Source organism: Lacinutrix sp. Bg11-31 (genome assembly GCF_002831665.1).
Taxonomy (GTDB): Bacteria; Bacteroidota; Bacteroidia; order Flavobacteriales; family Flavobacteriaceae; genus Lacinutrix.
On sequence record NZ_CP025118.1, the window covers coordinates 1,389,248 to 1,406,845 of the forward strand.

13 protein-coding genes are annotated in these 17,598 nt (G+C 31.8%); 3 read left to right on the forward strand and 10 right to left on the reverse strand.

Annotated elements, in window-relative coordinates:
• Positions 1–380: 380 nt before the first annotated feature.
• The 5 genes from CW733_RS06275 to CW733_RS06295 all read right to left on the reverse strand — a co-directional run bounded on the left by CW733_RS06275 (position 381) and on the right by CW733_RS06295 (position 4,362).
• Positions 381–797 (reverse strand): DUF6691 family protein, encoded by a 417-nt coding sequence (locus tag CW733_RS06275; RefSeq protein WP_100996387.1) that lies wholly within the window; start codon positions 795–797, stop codon positions 381–383.
• A 1-nt stretch (position 798) separates the two neighbouring features.
• A complete protein-coding gene (locus CW733_RS06280; RefSeq protein ID WP_100996388.1) occupies positions 799–1,353 on the reverse strand; it encodes a YeeE/YedE family protein in 555 nt (184 codons plus the stop codon).
• Between the two features lie 9 nt (positions 1,354–1,362).
• A complete protein-coding gene (locus CW733_RS06285; RefSeq protein ID WP_100996389.1) occupies positions 1,363–2,778 on the reverse strand; it encodes a rhodanese-like domain-containing protein in 1,416 nt (471 codons plus the stop codon).
• Between the two features lie 95 nt (positions 2,779–2,873).
• A complete protein-coding gene (locus CW733_RS06290; RefSeq protein WP_100996390.1) occupies positions 2,874–3,668 on the reverse strand; it encodes a sulfite exporter TauE/SafE family protein in 795 nt (264 codons plus the stop codon).
• Between the two features lie 61 nt (positions 3,669–3,729).
• The gene (locus CW733_RS06295) at positions 3,730–4,362 is read right to left on the reverse strand and encodes a Crp/Fnr family transcriptional regulator (RefSeq protein WP_100996391.1); all 633 of its coding nucleotides are present in this window, start codon (positions 4,360–4,362) and stop codon (positions 3,730–3,732) included.
• Between the two features lie 119 nt (positions 4,363–4,481).
• Between CW733_RS06295 and CW733_RS16425 the strand changes: the two genes are divergently transcribed.
• Positions 4,482–4,655, forward strand: coding sequence for a hypothetical protein (locus CW733_RS16425; protein WP_157811544.1), 174 nt, complete (start codon positions 4,482–4,484; stop codon positions 4,653–4,655).
• Between the two features lie 131 nt (positions 4,656–4,786).
• Here CW733_RS16425 and CW733_RS06300 read toward each other — a convergent pair whose 3' ends face one another.
• Positions 4,787–5,563, reverse strand: coding sequence for a zinc-dependent peptidase (locus CW733_RS06300; RefSeq protein ID WP_100996392.1), 777 nt, complete (start codon positions 5,561–5,563; stop codon positions 4,787–4,789).
• 104 nt (positions 5,564–5,667) lie between these two features.
• Here CW733_RS06300 and CW733_RS06305 point away from each other — a divergent pair, with 104 nt between their 5' ends.
• The gene (locus CW733_RS06305) at positions 5,668–6,333 is read left to right on the forward strand and encodes an HAD family phosphatase (protein WP_100996393.1); all 666 of its coding nucleotides are present in this window, start codon (positions 5,668–5,670) and stop codon (positions 6,331–6,333) included.
• 84 nt (positions 6,334–6,417) lie between these two features.
• Positions 6,418–7,617, forward strand: a complete 1,200-nt coding sequence (locus tag CW733_RS06310) for a GAF domain-containing sensor histidine kinase (RefSeq protein WP_100998707.1) — start codon at positions 6,418–6,420, stop codon at positions 7,615–7,617.
• Positions 7,618–7,626: 9 nt separating this feature from the next.
• Here the strand turns inward: CW733_RS06310 and CW733_RS06315 are convergent, their stop codons facing one another.
• The 4 genes from CW733_RS06315 to CW733_RS06330 form a co-directional block, all read right to left on the reverse strand.
• Complete coding sequence (locus CW733_RS06315) at positions 7,627–9,738, reverse strand: thioredoxin domain-containing protein (protein WP_100996394.1); 2,112 nt, start codon at positions 9,736–9,738, stop codon at positions 7,627–7,629.
• Between the two features lie 270 nt (positions 9,739–10,008).
• Complete coding sequence (locus tag CW733_RS06320) at positions 10,009–12,702, reverse strand: T9SS type A sorting domain-containing protein (RefSeq protein WP_100996395.1); 2,694 nt, start codon at positions 12,700–12,702, stop codon at positions 10,009–10,011.
• A 450-nt stretch (positions 12,703–13,152) separates the two neighbouring features.
• On the reverse strand, positions 13,153–16,449 hold the full coding sequence (locus CW733_RS06325) for a VCBS repeat-containing protein (RefSeq protein ID WP_100996396.1): 3,297 nt from the start codon (positions 16,447–16,449) through the stop codon (positions 13,153–13,155).
• Positions 16,450–16,599: 150 nt separating this feature from the next.
• The gene (locus CW733_RS06330; protein ID WP_100996397.1) at positions 16,600–17,568 is read right to left on the reverse strand and encodes a glycosyl hydrolase family 17 protein; all 969 of its coding nucleotides are present in this window, start codon (positions 17,566–17,568) and stop codon (positions 16,600–16,602) included.
• Between the last annotated feature and the right edge of the window lie 30 nt (positions 17,569–17,598).

The following is a 17,598-nucleotide window of genomic DNA, read 5'->3' on the forward strand; positions in this document are numbered from 1 at the left end:
CAGCGTAAATCAATTAAATAAAACACTACTGTTTTTTTAAAAAGCGTAAAAACATAAAACAACGTGAAACATTTAAATGGTAAGACACTACGCGCTGGAAAAGAAAAAACTTCAATTTACATTCTATCGTTGCTTTTTATGTTTGCTCTTTAGTTTTAGTTGTCGCTTTTAATAACTCAATAATGCTTTTTAACTAGTTAAAGCATGTACTTTATATATATCTATGACGAATTTCACATCCGAGTATATTTGCGTTAGCGATTGAACGGTTTGTTTGAGCTCCTTTTTGCTTTTCGCAAAAAGAGCGAGTAGTGAAAGCGCGACCCTTGTGGTATCGCCCAAATTTATATGTTTAATATTTTAAAAAGGAAAAACAGCTTTTAATGTGGCAACTTATTTTTTAAAGCTCCATAAACAAAAGTCCCTAAAAGTGCGCCTAGAATTAAAACTATTATACTTGGTAACATTGTACCTAACAACACATACATTGGTCCTGGACATGCTCCTGAAAGCGCCCAACCTAAACCGAAAATAATACCTCCAGCAATGTATCTTGTGAAGCTTTTTTCTTTTGGGTCAATGGTAATATTTTTTCCACTGAAATCTTTGGCTTCTGAGTGTTTTATGTACTTGATAATAATGATTCCTAAAGCAATAGCAGAGCCAATAATACCATACATGTGAAAGCTTTTAAACTGAAACATTTCGTAAATACGAAACCATGAAGCAACTTCTGACTTAATAAATAATATGCCTAAAAATAAACCGATACCGAAAAATGATAGAAATTTCTTCATATTAAAAAATTAAAGGAAATATTAAATGAACCATTACTAATCCACCAATAAAAAAGCCTATTACAGCTATTAAAGATGGTAATTGTAAATTACTTAAACCAGAAATGGCGTGTCCAGAAGTACAACCTCCTGCATAACGTGCTCCAAAGCCAACTAAGAATCCTCCAATTAATAGTATTGCAAATCCTTTTACGGTTAATAAGCTTTCTAAACTAAATAACTCGGTTGGTAAAAAAGCTGTATTTGTACTATTGATACCAAGTTCTTGAAGTTGTGCAACTACGTCTGGGTTTATTTGTGGAGCAGTTGGAGATAGAAATTGTAAGGCTATAAATCCACCTAGAATTGTTCCTACTACTACATATAAATTCCATGCGTCTTTTTTCCAATCGAATTTAAAAAAGTTGGCTAATTTTCCTGCGCCTGCAATAGAACACATGGTTTTTAAATTTGAAGACATTCCGAATTTTTTACCCATTTTTATGAGTAAGAACATAGTAAATGCAATTAATGGTCCAGCCACATACCATGGCCAAGTGTTGTAAATTAAATCCATTTAGTATTATTACTTTTTAAGCGTTGTTGGGCATATAAAGTCTGAAATTGTAATACCCGCTTTTTTAATGGCTCCCATTCCTCCTGCTATGTCTACTAAATTATGAATGCCTCTACTTTTTAAAATAGAAGCTGCTATTACAGAACGATAACCACCTGCACAATGCACATAAAAAGGTTCGTTTTTTGGGAATTCTGATAAATGTTCGTTTAAATTATCTAAAGGTGTGAAATTTGCATTTTCAATATGTCCTGCAATAAACTCTCCTTCTTTTCTTACGTCGAACACTGGAATATTTTCTTTTTCTAATCTGCTTTTAAATTCGTCGGCTGAAATAGAGATTAGGTCGTCTGTTTCTTTTCCTGCAGCTTCCCAAGCCTGAAAACCTCCTTCTAAATATCCTAAAGTATTATCGAAACCTACACGAGATAACCTTGTAATGGCTTCTTCTTCGTTTCCTTTATCTACAACCAATAATAAGGGTTGCTTTACATCTGCAATTAAGGCTCCAACCCAAGGAGCAAAGCCGCCTTTTAGTCCAATAAAAATTGAACGTGGAATGTGGCCTTTTATAAATTCTGATTGATGACGCACATCTAAAACTAGTGCTTCAGTTTCGTTAGCTGCAGCTTCAAAAGCATCTGGAGATAGAGCTTTTGAACCTTTCTCGATTACCTTATCTATATCTTCGTAACCTTCCTTATTCATTTTTACATTTAAAGGAAAATATTTTGGTGGTGGTAATAAACCATCTGTAACTTCTTTTATAAATTCTGCTTTAGTCATATCTGCACGTAAAGCGTAATTCATTTGTTTTTGGTTACCCAAAGTGTCTACCGTTTCTTTCATCATGTTTTTTCCACATGCTGAACCTGCTCCATGTCCTGGATAGACTGTAACATCGTCTGCAAGTGGCATAATTTTAGTACGAAGACTATCGAAAGATAAACCTGCAAGATCTTCCATAGTCATATCTGCTGCTTTTTGTGCTAAATCTGGTCTCCCAACATCTCCTAAAAACAAGGTGTCTCCACTAAAAATGGCGTGATCTTTTCCGTTTTCATCTTTTAACAAATACGTTGTGCTTTCCATAGTATGACCAGGAGTGTGCAATGCTGTTATGGTTACTTTTCCTAGTTTAAACACTTGATCTTCTTTAGCAATAATAGCGTCGAAAGAAGGGTTTGCTGTTGGTCCATAAACAATTGGAGCTCCAGTTTCTTTAGATAACGTTACATGTCCTGAAACGAAATCTGCATGAAAATGTGTTTCGAAAATGTATTTAATCTTAGCTTTATTTTTTTCCGCTTTAGCGATATAACCTTTAACCTCACGTAAAGGATCTATAATTGCTACTTCGCCTTCACTCTCTATGTAATATGCGCCTTGTGCAAGGCAACCTGTATATATTTGTTCTATTTTCATTTTAATTCTATTTTAAATTTCGCAAAAAACGCATTCGTTTCGGGCTATATTTATTTTTAATTTTTCAAATTTACTAATGTTTTAAATTTCTATACTTATAAAACCAACTCCTTTAAAATTATATAAATTGACATTGCTAATACAAACCAGCCAAAACTCTTTTTTAATTTTTTTCCAGAAACAAATTTAGAAAAATAACCACCTACTAAAATCCCAATTATTGTTAATAAAGAAAATGTTAGTAGAAAAAACCAATCTACATCTAATGTTTGCAAATCTCCAAAGAAACCTATTAACGAGTTTATTGCAACAATAATTAAAGATGTACCTACTGCTTTTTTCATATCTAAACCAGCCCAAAGGACTAATGCTGGCACGTATAAAAACCCACCTCCTGCACCTATAAGTCCGGTTACAACTCCAATAGCTATGCCTTGAATAAACGTTTTATAATACGGTTGAGATCCATTGTTAACAGCTTTATTTTGTTTTGATTTGATCATTGAAAAAGCAGCTAAAAACATAATAATTGCAAAAAATATCATTATTGCCATTCCCTTAGACAAGGAAAAATCTCCAATAGTAAAAAGTGTTTCGGGTATTGCTGGCACTAAAAAGCGTCTTGAAATAAAGACTGCTATAAATGATGGGAAAGAAAATGCTAAGCCTGTTTTAAAATCTACTAATCCCTTTTGATGTTTTTGAATAACACCTACTAAAGACGAAGAACCCACTACGAATAAAGAATAAGCCGTTGCTATTACTGGATTGTATCCTAAAAAATATACTAATAATGGTACTGTAAGAATTGATCCTCCTCCTCCAATTAAACCTAATATTGCTCCAATAAAAAAAGCCCCCAAGTAAGTTATTATTTGTTGTAAATCCATTTTTAAGAAAAGTTATTAGTCTTATTTAATTAAGCGTTAATTAATAACATTTGTTGCATTACTATAACTCTAAAATTTTTATGTTATTTCTATTCAATTTTATATCTCCATTAATTTCTAGTTTTTTTAAAAGCCTAGAAACTACCACTCTAGAGGTATGCAAATCGTTTGCTATTTCTTGATGCGTAACTATAATAACATCGTTATGATTAACCATTGCTTTGTCTTTTAAATATTTAAACAGCCTTTCGTCCATTTTTAAAAAAGCAATTGTGTCTACCGCTTCAAGTAGCTCTGTCATACGATCATGGTAGCTTTTCAAAATAAATTTTTGCCAAGTTTTATACTTACCAAGCCAAGATTCCATTTTTTCTACAGGAATCATTATTAATTTTGTGTCTGTCTCTGCTACTGCTCTAATTTCACTTTTTGCACTACCTAAACAACAAGACAATGTCATAGCGCAAGTATCGCCTTGTTCTATAAAATACAAGACTAATTCATCGCCTTTTTCGTCTTCTCGAATAATTTTTATTGCACCTTCTACCAATAATGGCATCGATTTAATATAGTCTCCTATCTCGATAAGTTTTGAGCCTTGAGGGATTTCTTTATAAATACCAACTTCGTTAATTTCTTGAAGTAATTCGTCTTCAAATAAGTAACCATATTGTTCTGTAAGTGCTTTTAGCATAACTATTTTTACAATTGCAAATTTAATGTTTTGTCTTTTACCAAATGTAATAAAGGTTACATTGAATAGTATTAAAATTTAAAAGAAACTTTAATTACTGCTTCAAAATTTAATTAATAATGGTCTTAAGTTTACAAAACTTAGATGTTACTCCTTTAATAAAAATTGATTCTGAACAAATAATTATTAATGCTGTGACATTTTGGAAATTTTCTATTACAGATAATGGTATTGGAATCCCTGAAAAAACAAAAAGAACGTATCTTCTCTATTTTTCAACATTTACATTCTAGAGAAGAATATGAAGGTACTAGAATTGAGCGAGCACATTGTAAGAAAATTATTGAGTCTCATGATGGGAAATTATGGTTCGACTCTGTTCTCGATATAGGCACAACATTCTTTTTTACTATCCTAGTTTAAACTAAACTCTATTTTTGGGTTGCTGAAAACATTGCAAAAGCATTGCATACAATTCTGGATGTTTTTGTTTGAATAGTTTTGGTCTTTCGAAAAAATACTCTGAAGCAACAGAGAAAAATTCGGCTTCACTTGTTCCTCCATATTTTCGAATATCTGAAGTATCATTATTAATAGCTTCCATTTCTTTGTGCATTAACTCTAGCCAAGGCGCAATGTATTCTTTACCAAAAAGTAATTCTGGAACACCATCTGTTTGTCCATCCATTTTATCCAATAAATGCACAAATTCGTGAACAGGAGTATTGTGTTTATCTGTTTTATTATTAAAGGCTAAACGAATTGCTTTTTTAGAGAGAATCATTTGTTTTTCAAACCTTCCTGTTCCTACCATTCCTAGTATTCTTTTATTTTCATCTTTATCAGAAAATTGCAAATCCTCATTAAAACTATCTGGATAAACAATGATACCTGATAAGTTATTATAACTCCAATTTGAGAAACCAAACACAGGAATAATTCCGCTAGAGGCAATTAATATTTTATCTATTTCTTCAATCTCGGTATTAACACCATCAATGTTTATCTGGCTTAAAAAAAGCATCATTCGCTTTCTAAAGACAGCTTGATTTACAGGTGAAAGTTTTTTATAAAAAAGAACCCTTTTAACTAATATATCGTGCCAATGCTTTGGTGTTTTTTCTACTTTTTTAGACTTTGCTTTAGAAAAAGCATAACCTACAAAGATTACGAATGCTATAAAAATAAGAATGTAGATCATTTTGTTAAATTGTAGTCGCAAAATATTCTAAATATAAGACAGAAAAAAATAAATGTATAGTAAAAAAAGGACTTTATAATTATCTTCGCAAAAAACAAATAACAATGTTAAAAGCAGTTTTATTCGATATGGATGGTGTTATTGTAGATACCGAACCTCTTCATAAAAAAGCCTATTTTATGATGTTTGACCAGTTTAATATCAAGGTTTCAAATGAGTTATACGAATCTACTACAGGGCAATCTACTATTAATGTTTGTAGGAAACTGTGTGAGATATTTGGCTTAGAAAACAATCCTGAAGAATTAGTACAAAGTAAGCGTAAAATATTTACTAGCTTATTTCATAGCGATCCTAGTTTACAGCTTATTGAAGGTGTTTTAGACTTAATAAAAGATTACTACAATAATGGCTTAACCCTAGTACTTGCCTCTTCTGCTTCTATGCTTACAATTAACAATGTGTTTACACGTTTTGAATTAGATCAATACTTTATAACAAAAATTAGTGGTGCAGATTTAAAAGCTTCTAAACCACATCCAGAAATATTTGAAAAAGCGGCAGAACTTTCTGGATTCTCTAGAACAGAATGTATGGTTATTGAAGACTCCACAAATGGAATTAAAGCTGCAAAATCTGCTAGTATTTATTGCATTGGCTACAATAGTTTACATTCTAAAAACCAAGATTATAGTTTAGCAAATTTAGTTGTGAATGATTTTTCTTTCATTTTTTATGAAAAAATTAGTAGTATTTTAAATAAGAAATAAAATCATATTCACTAATATTATATACTTTATCTAACTAAAAGTATTTAATTGATTATCAATTAGGTGCCTGAAAAAAAAATGCTAATGATTGAGGCACCTACACCTAATAATGAAATTGAAAGACAACGTGCTGTTGAGAGTTACAACCTTTTAGATTCTTTTCCTGAAGACAGCTACGATAACATTACTGAAATAATATGCTATATAGCCAAAGCTCCCATTTCATTAATTACACTATTAGATAACGATAGAAATTATATAAAATCTAATTGTGGTTTTCCTCTTAATGAGTCTCCAAGAAACATTTCTTTTTGTGGACATGCCATACAATCTGAAGATGAAATAATGATTGTTGAAGATGCAAGAAAAGAGAAGCGTTTTCATGATAATCCTCTTGTAAAAAACCACAATGCTATTTTTTATGCAGGTGTGCCATTGGTAAACCCGAAAGGTTATAAATTAGGGACGTTATGTGTTTACGACCACGAACCACGACAACTAGATGAAGCTCAAAAAAAGGCTTTAATTGCAATGTCTAAACAGGTTGTAAGGCTTTTTGAACAGCATAAACAAAATAAGACTCTAAAGGACATTAAAAATAAATTAGAAAAACGAAACTTAGAATTAGACAAGTTTGCTTCTATTGTTTCTCATGATTTAAAATCGCCTTTAGCCAACATAATCTCGTTAACCGAACTATTAGAACAAGAGAATGAAGGTAAACTGAACGCAGACTCTAAAACTTACCTTAATTATTTAAAAAGTTCTTCTTCTTCTTTAAAAGATTATATAGATGGCATCTTATTGTACTATAAAAATGACCTTTTACATAGCTTTAAAAAAGAATCTTTAACTTTCAATACATTAATTTTGGAAGCCAAAAAAATTGCAATTCCAAAAAATGACATCAAGCTTGAGTATTCGGAAAATATTGAAAATATTAATATCAATAAACCTGTAGCTCTTCAAATTTTAGTTAATTTAATTACGAATGCAATAAAATACAATGATAAGAATACAACAGAGATAATGATAGGCTTTGAGACTTCAAGTAGTCACTATCTCTTTAGTATTAAAGATAATGGTAATGGTATTCCTGTAGATAAATTAAACTCAATTTTCGATTTATTTACAACATTAGGCCAAAAAGATAAAGATGGAAATTTAGGTACAGGAATTGGCTTAGCAACTGTAAAAAAATTAGTAGAAAACCAAGGTGGAGACATCTCTGTTACTTCTACAGAAGGTGTTGGAAGTACTTTTAGTTTTAGTATTAAAAAGTAAAAAATTTATCTATTTTAAAAGCTGATCTACTGCGTTTCTTACTTCTTTTACAGGTAGTTTACAGCTGCCATCTACACATACATAGAGATAAGTATTGTTTTCATTAAACCTGCTTTCCATTATTGGTAATTTGCTTTCCTTAACAGCACCAGCAATTAAAATATTTGGTAGATAATACTCATTAATTTTTTTTAATTTAAGCAAAGCTTCTTTTCCAGAAATAGCAACTTCGTAGTATGGATTAGAGCAGTTTAAGTACAATCCTAACCAATTAGAATAACCAGAAGGTGCTTTTTCAGCATCAACAATAATATTATTTAACATCTGTTTAGACCTATCTGTGTATTTTTTATCAGAATAATAATGTCCGAGTTTAAATAGACTTTTGGCTAAAACGGAATTAGAAGACGGTATTACTTTATCTATAACTTCCGTTTTTCTTGTTATTAAATCTGTCTGTGTATCTGAAGTAAAGTAAAACATCTCGCTTTCTTTATTTAAATAATGCTTGATTGCATAATCCAATAAATTTTTAGCTGTGTGAAGCCAGTCTTCATCTAAAGTAGCCTGATACAACTCTATAAACGCAGATATAGTATGTGCATAATCTTCTGAAAAGCCAATAATAGTGCTTTTTTCATTTTTATAATTATGAAATAAAGAGCCATCTTCTTTAATTAGATTTTTTTTTAAAAACTGTCCGTTCTCAATCGCTTTATTTAAATAAGATTTATCATCTAAAGCGCGATAGGCATCAACATATCCTTTAAGCATCAATGCATTCCACGAGGTTAAGACTTTATCATCAGTTCTTGGTCGTTCTCGTTTGCTGCGCTCATTGTATAACTTCGATTTCCAGTTTTGTAGTTTTGTAATGAAGTCTTCTTTAGAGATATCTACAGTTTTTAAAAACGCTTCATTAGTCATTGTTTTATTTAAAATATAATTATCTTTTTTCCATTTCGCACTACTATTTATATTATAATAGGATTTAAACAACTCATAATCTTCTTTTAATAAAGGTTTTAACTCTTCTTCGGTCCAGACATAAAAAGCACCTTCCTCTAATACTCCTTCTGTAGTTTTACTATCTGCATCTAACGAAGAATAAAACGCTCCATTCTCATGTGTCAATTCTTTATCTATAAATTCAAGCGTTTCTTTAACTACAGTTTTAAAAGTTTCGTTTTTTGTTAATTGATAGGCATTAGAATACAAACTAACTAACTGTGCATTATCGTAAAGCATTTTCTCAAAATGAGGTACATGCCATTTCTCATCTATAGAATATCTTGAAAAACCGCCTCCAATCTGATCATAAATACCTCCATTAGCCATTTTTAAGAGCGATGTTTTTACAAATTTTTGTAGTTCTATGTCGTTATTTTGAAAACTATAGCGTAATAAAAAATTCAAATTGCTAGGCATTGGAAACTTTGGTGCATTTTTTTGCCCTCCATTTTCAAAATCCAAAGCATTTTTCCATGCATCTACCATTTGTGCTAAAGCATCTTTATTATATTTAACTTTATCCGTGTTTACAGTAATTAAATTGGTGTTCTTAATTCCTTCTGTTAATTTATTTGCGTAAGCAATCACTTTTTCTGGATTGCTTTTATATAAATTGGACATGTCTTCTAAAATTTTAGTCCATTGTTCTTTTGTAAAATAAGTACCTCCAAAAACTGGTCTTCCATCTGGTAAAGCAATACAATTAAGAGGCCAACCACCGCTTCCTGTCATTAGCTGTACAGCGCTCATGTAAATTTGATCAACATCTGGTCGCTCTTCTCTATCAACTTTAATATTAATAAAATTTTCGTTCATTATTTTAGCTACAGAATCGTTTTCAAAACTTTCCTCTTCCATAACATGGCACCAATGGCAAGCAGAGTAACCTACAGAAATAACAATTAGCTTTCCTTCTTCTTTAGCTAGTTTTAACGTTTCAGAATTCCAAGCTTTCCAATCAACAGGATTATAAGCATGTTGAAGTAAATATGGACTGGTTTCGTTAATTAAGTCGTTTGTAACTTCTTTATTAATATCGGATTTGTTTTGTTGAGAACAACTCACAAAAAAAACAAATATTAGCACTATACCTCCTATTTTATTTAACATACATTATTTGTATTAATACATTACAAATTTAGTTTATACCGTGAAAAAACACGAGCTCTTTTAGTTTTTTTTCTATTACTTAAATACGTTTTTATTTTTTTTTGTAATGTTTATTCTTAACATTTCATCTAGACATAAAATAAAAATTATATTAAGTATAAGTAAACTTCTTTCAGGACGAAATACACCAATAAAAAAGCCACTCTAAATAGAGTGGCTTTAAAATATTTATGTACACTAAACTTTAGTATAACATTTTATAAGTGATTATTAGTTTTTAATAACTCTTACAGTTTCTACTGCTGTTCCAACCGTTACTTGTACAAAGTAAGCTCCAGATTGTAAGTTAGACATGTCAACATTATTAGATACTGCATCTGGTGCTGTTTTAATAACTTCTTGACCTAACATATTAAATACTGTTACATTAGAAATCGCTTGTTGCGCGTTTAATGTTAACGTATTATTTATTGGGTTTGGATAGTAAGAGAAAATTGAGTTAGAATTGAAATCTCTAGTAGATAAAGAACCTTCATTTAGAGTAATTGCTGTAGGTCCAGCTACTTTTGCAATACCAGAATTGTAAACTCTTACTAGATAAGTTGTTCCATCTACTAAAACAGGAGTGTTTTCTCCAGTTGCTAAACAAGCAATCTCAGTAGGTGTTGTACAATCACCAGAATAAACGACTACGTGATCTGCATCTGTTGTAAAATTAGCTCCATCAGTAACCATTTGTGCAGTAGCTGTAAACGAATACCAAATATCTTGATCTCCACCAGCAGCTCCACAAGTACCAGCAGCTACTCCAGAATCTGTTGCGTTAGTAGTATCTCCATTAACAAGAATCCCTACATTTAAAACAGAAGCAGATGCACAATCATCATTAGCTAAAGCTGCACAATCATCTCCTACTGTGTAAGTAAATATTTTAGATCTTACTAAACCACCTGCATATGCAGCACGTAAAGAAAACATTAAATCTGTTCCATCAGTTTGACCTGTAAATATATAGGTGTAAGTTGGAGCTCCAGATTGATCCATTGGTAAGAAAGTAGATGGCTCAACAAAAATTTCTGGATTAAGACCCGGTTTATCTGTATCTAATACTTCAAAAGTAACTGTAACATCTGTTCCACTTGTAACAAAGGTATAATTAATTCCTTGAGACCAAGATCCTTCAAGTGCTTCATTAGAGAAACCTGCACAAGGTGTACTAGTATCTACTACTGTTGTAGCCATTACTGTAATAGCGTTATTAGCTGCAGAATTTCCTGCCGCATCACTTGCAGATACTTCAAATGTATATGCTGTGTTTTCCATAAGCCCTCCTACTGAAAAAGAAGTTTCTACTCCAGAATCTCCAGTGGTCTGTACTGTATTTGCGCCTCCATTATAAGAGATGTCATAAGTTATAGTTCCTGCAGAATCATCTGTTGCATTTAACAACAACTCTACTGAAAATGCGCCAATAGTTCCAGCTGCAGCAGTAAACGCTGTTGGTGCTGTTACATCACAAGGTAAACAATTTGCACCTCCACAATCTATATCTGTTTCGTCTTGATTCATTATACCATCATCACACGTTTCTGGATCTGCTCCTAAAGATATATTATCTATAATGTATGTGCCAGAAAGACTAGCAGTATTCATACCAGCTTGGTTTGGAGTAGCAGCTATGCCACCTAAATCTCCAACATCTGTAAAAATTATCATTTTTTCTCTTGAGCCTAAACCTGCATTGAAATTTAATTCTACATTTAAAACATCTGTTCCTACAGTTTGAAAATTCGCTTCAAGAGCACCACCACCACCTTGGAAACTAACACCATGTTGGTGCACCTCTCCTGCTGCAGCTGTTGTTGACTGTATTGTAAATCTTAAAGTATTATTGAATTCATTCGAAAGATCAATTGGATCAGTAAAAGTTACTTGAGCATTATCCCAATCCGATACACCTGCTGTAATTTCAAGCACATCATTTCCTGCACCATTTGTTACTCCTGGACCACCATCTCCTATAAAACCGTGAAGAGTGCCTTCAAAATTAAAAGGTAAAGCAATAATTGCTGAAGTAGTAGCAGGAACTGATATTGCATTATTAGCTGCAGGATTAGCTGCAGCATCACTTGCTGAAACCATAAAAGTATACATTGTTTCTGATGTTAAACCAGAAATAATTAATGATTTTTCAACACCTGAAGCTCCTGTAGTTTGTGCAGTGCCTCCACCATCATAAGTAACATCATAAGTTATATCTCCTCCTAAATCATCGGTTGCATTTAATAATAATTCTACAGAAGTTCCACCTACAGTACCTAAAACTGCTGTAAATGCAGTTGGTGGCGTTACGTCTGCTGCACATGGCGTACAATTAGGTCCACCACAATCTATTGCTGTTTCTCCGTTATTTAATACACCGTCTGAACACGTTCCTGGATCAAAACCTAAGCTAATATTATCTATAATGTATGTGCCTGAAAGACTAGCAGTATTCATACCTGCTACATTAGGAGTAGCAGCTATGCCACCCAAATCTCCAACATCAGTAAAAATTACCAGCTTTTCTCTTGAGCCTAAACCTGCATTGAAATTTAATTCTACATTTAAAACATCCGTACCTGTAGTTTGAAAATTCGCTTCAAGAGCACCACCACCACCTTGGAAACTAACACCATGTTGGTGTACCTCTCCTGCTGCAGCTGTTGTTGATTGTATTGTAAATCTTAACGTATTATTTGCTGCATCCGAAAGGTCTATTGGTGAAGCAAAAGTTACTTGGGCATTATCCCAATCTGATACACCTGCTGTAATTTCTAGCACATCATTTCCTGAACCATTTGTTACACCAGGACCACCATCTCCTATAAAACCGTGAAGAGTACCTTGAAAATCAAAAGGTAAAGTTTGAGCATAACCGAAAGATACGGCTAGCATCATAAATAATAAGGTAATTTTTTTCATGATATATATTTATTTAGTTAATAAAAAATTAAGGAAATTATATCAAATTCCCATATTGATAAATATATGTGTAAAACTTTACGAAATTCCTAAATAGTACCACTACAAAAAACATACAGAACATAAAAAGAGTACTATTATATATAGAATACACAACGTAAAGCCTTTTACAGTTGTCTATTTAAATTATAAAAGCACCTTGTTTTTAGTTTAATAAACTGCTTAGAGATAGCTTGTTGTGAAAATGTTGTGGTAATGTTGTGGTGTTATAGCTTATGTTTTAAGCGAATTAATTAAATAACAACTAGTTATCTGCTATACAAGTTTAAAATCAGCTTATTTAATACAATTTACTTTAAGAAGAGTTAACAGAAAAAACTATTTTAATACTGTAATAGTATTAAGAAAAGTGCAATAAAAAACGGTCAAGTTCCTAACTAAAATATTATACTATTTAATAACATTATATTTATAGATACTTAATCCATCATTATTATTAGTTACTACTATTGCTTTCTCCTCCTTAATTTGAATAGCTTTTATAGAACGACTATCTAAAGGAATATGAAAACCGCTGTTAGTAGGTGGTAAAGCTTTAAAGTTGTTATTACCATCACCTAGTAATAACGAGCCATATCCTGCATCATAACGTATGGTTTCTACTTCTACTCCATAATGATTACCAATTATTAGGATGTCCTTAAATCCATCTGCATTGAAATCGTCAACCAAAGCTCCTTTTACTGGGCTAACTTGTGCTGCTATAGGCAAATATTGACGTTCTAGTTTACCATTATTATTGATTAAAACAATGCTTTCAAAATTATTGATTTCATATACTACTCCATTTTTAACTTCTTCATCTGGAAGAACATCTAATAATGTTGAAGAAGCAAAACTGTGGTAATCTTTAAATTTTTCTGCTATGTAAGGCATTTGCTGACTTGTACATTCTCTACCTCTCATAGGAACGTAATCATCTTTGTAGAATTTAGCTAACACGACATCATTAGTACCATTCTTATCAAAATCGTTAGCGTAGATTTTAAAAGGATGCTCTTTAGTAGCCTTGAATTTAATATTCTTACCAAGGTTTCCTATGATGTAATCATCATCACCATCATTATCTAAATCGCTAGCAGTTATAGACCACCAAATACCTCTTGTATTTTCTAAACCATATTGTTTAGAGTTATTTACAAATGTTCCATTCTCATTTTCAAGCGCTATAATTTCCATCCATTCGCCTACTATCAATAAATCATTATCACCATCGTTATTAATATCTGTAAAAACGGCATCGGTAACCATCCCTATGTTTTCCATATCTGGTGCGATAGTGCTATTTGCCTTTTTAAATTTACCATTAGTATTAATAAGAATATAACTGCTAGCCGGAAATGGGTATTTATTTGCAATAAGTCTTACACCCACGAATAGGTCAAAATCCCCATCACCATCGATATCTGATGCTTTAACACATTGAGTACTTTCATATATATTTGGTAAACCATCGGTACTCTTAGTAAATACTCCAGTTCCATTATTAATATATAATCTATCTTTTAATAATGGGTTTCCACTTACAAACTCACTACCACCACTTGTAACATATAAATCTTGATCACTATCACCATCAACATCTACAAACAGTGCTCCTAAGTCTTCTGATTCTTTATCCTTTGACCATGGTTGAGCACCGTTTGTTTTAAAACTCCCATCCTTATTTTGCAAATAAAGCACACCAGCTTGCCCAACTGCTCCTCCAACAAACAAATCGTCTAAACCATCATTATTAACATCTGCAACAGTTGAAAATGGGCCATTTTGAGAAATATTATGAGGCAATAAAACTTCTTTCTCGTATTCATTAAAGTCGTTTTCTTCATGTTTAAATGACATACCAATATTGGATGGATTTATTGCTTTAAACAGCTTTTTATCGATTTTAGGAGCTTTAGTTACCTCTTTTGCATTATCATATTTTGCAGTTATAGTGGTATTTGCTAAAACATTTTTATAAACATTTACTTTCCCATCTGGCCATATCACCTCTACTTTACTAACCTCAACATCCTTACCTAAACCAAAAAATAATTTTGGCTCTACCGACGATAAATAACCACGTGTTGGTGTATTATCTCCAGTTTGGATCTTGTCATTATAATGTATTATAGCTTTGGCTCCATATCCAAATTTATTTTTTTCAGAACCCTTAAAATCAATCTTTAGAAAATTACCTGTTGCCTTGTTTTTATAAACAAATGCAGAAGCTTCCATATTATTCATTACAACATCTAAATCGCCATCATTATCTAAATCTCCATATGCCATACCACTAGAAAAACTAGGTGTTTCTAATCCCCATTCTTTAGTCGTTTTTTTAAATTGTAAACCTCCTTTATTTTTAAACACATAATTAGAAAGTGGAACTGAAGGTGCAAGCTTACTCATGCTATAAAAATCCTTAGAATCTGTTTCCAATTGCTTATTTAATCCTGTTAAAAAATCATTATTTCTAACATCTTTTTTAACACCGTTAGATATGATTACATCTTTCAAGCCATCATTATCCAAATCTACTAACAATCCTGCCCAACTCCAATCTGTTTGCGCCATTCCTGTCATACTAGCAATGTCATAGAAACTACCTTCTCCAGTATTAACTTGCAAGGTATTTGCCATAAATTGATAGTGCTTACCATCTGCTACCATTTTATTAAACTTTGTAGTACTCATAGATCCCATATTGGTTTTTGATCTGTAATGATCTGCTGAAGCCATATCTAATGTCATTAAGTCCATAAAACCATCATTATTAATATCGCCAGTATCTGTACCCATACTAAAGTTAGAAATGTGTTTTAACTTCTCATTAATTACATTCTTAAAAGTACCGTCGCCATTATTGTAATATAAATAGTCTGGCTCATCATAATCATTAGATACAAACAAATCTGTAAAGCCATCATTATTAAAATCGCTAGCACTAACACTTAATCCGTAGGTGTAATTATTATTAAGGCCAGCTTGTCTAGATATGTCTCTATAACGACCACCATCATTAATATATAATTTATCTCTATAGAATTTATAACGTTCTTTAGGAATATTAATGTAGCGTTTAAACAATCTAGAATCTGGAAGTTGATTGACTTGATACATGTCTAAATCTCCATCATTATCCATATCGAAAAACACAGCTTGTGAAGAAAAACCAACATCTGCGATACCATAAGTCATTGCTGATTCTGTAAACGTGAGATCTTGATTATTAATATATAATAGATTTTTTCGGTCTTCAGGATTCATAGACTCGCCATTTCTACTCACGTAAATGTCTAAATAGCCATCATTATTAACATCTGCCATAGTTACTCCCCAAGACCATCCCGGATTTATAGCAACTTTAGATTTTTTTGTAATATCTTCAAATATAAAATCGCCTTTGTTTAAATACAATCTATCATTAACCTGATTACCACAGAAGAAAATGTCAGGTAATCCATCATTATTAATATCTCCAATTGCAACTCCTGCTCCACTGTATATTTGATTGTAATATAGGTGGTTTACTTTTTCGGATTCTTGTATACGATTATTAAAATCTATGCCTGTTTTTTCAGACGATAGTAATTCAAAACCACCAATTAATTCTTCGGGATATAGATTACGTTCTGAATCATTATTACATGAAAGACATAAACTACAAATAAACAGTACTACTAGAAATTTAATATTCTTCATTTTAATTAATAATATGTGTTTATAAATATACTGAATTATCAAAATCTAATTTAAATAAAAAAAGCCCATTAACTGTTATTAGCAGAAAAAAGACTTTTAATTTAAAAGACTAATTATAATATACTAAAATTTATTATTTTTTAATAAAGGTTAAAATTTCAACTTTTCGTGCTTATCCCAAAGCCCCCAAAATGCACCAACATCTCCTTCGTCTCCAGTTTTCCATGATTCATCAAAAGATGAAAAATAGAATGTTTCAATATTAGCTTGTTTGGCCCATGCTTGTGTATTTACAAAATACTTCATAGCATTTTCTTCAGAAGAAAAAGCACCTTTTAAACTTCCGCCTTCACTTGGCCAGCCTGTTTCTGTAATAATTACTTTTTTTCCACTGGCTGCATGTGCTGCTTGCCTATACATTTGCTGCATGTGGTTTAAAGAACCATCAATATGGCAACCTTCCCAATAGGGATAGCAATTAGCTAGTATAACATCTGAGGCATCTACCAGTTGTGGATGTCTAGAAAACTCATAATAAGCATCTACATAACCTATAGGAACACCTGGCAATGCTTCTCTTACACGCCATATATAACCTAATAACTCGTCTAAGGTTAAGTCGTTTCTATACAAAACTTCATTGCCAACTGCTGCAATATCAACACAGCCTTCTTTTGCTAATTGTATTAAGCCTTCTATTTCTTTTTCGTTGTCTTCTTTATTGTCACTTAACCAAGCACCAACTAGTGTTTTTATACCATGTTTTTTGGCTACTCTTGGTACATGCTCATTTCCTTCGATACAAGAAAAAGAACGAATCCATTTGGTATGTGGTTTTAATTTTACAACACGTCTTTCTACTTGTTCAACAGTTATAGTATCACCTGGTTGTTGACCATCTTCATACATACTAAAACAGATACCATGCATACCTTTATTTAAGCTGTCTCTCCAGTTTTTTCTTAAGTCTTCTGTTGTGTATTCTGAAAAATCTACTCCTGAGTGTTCAGAGAAATTAAAATTCGATTGCTCTGATTGCTCTGATTGCTCTGATTGTTCTGATTGTTCTGAAAATTTGTCACCGTTGTAAGGATAGTAGTCTTCGTTTCTAAATGACATAACTAGTTAATTTTAATTTGTTGATTAATT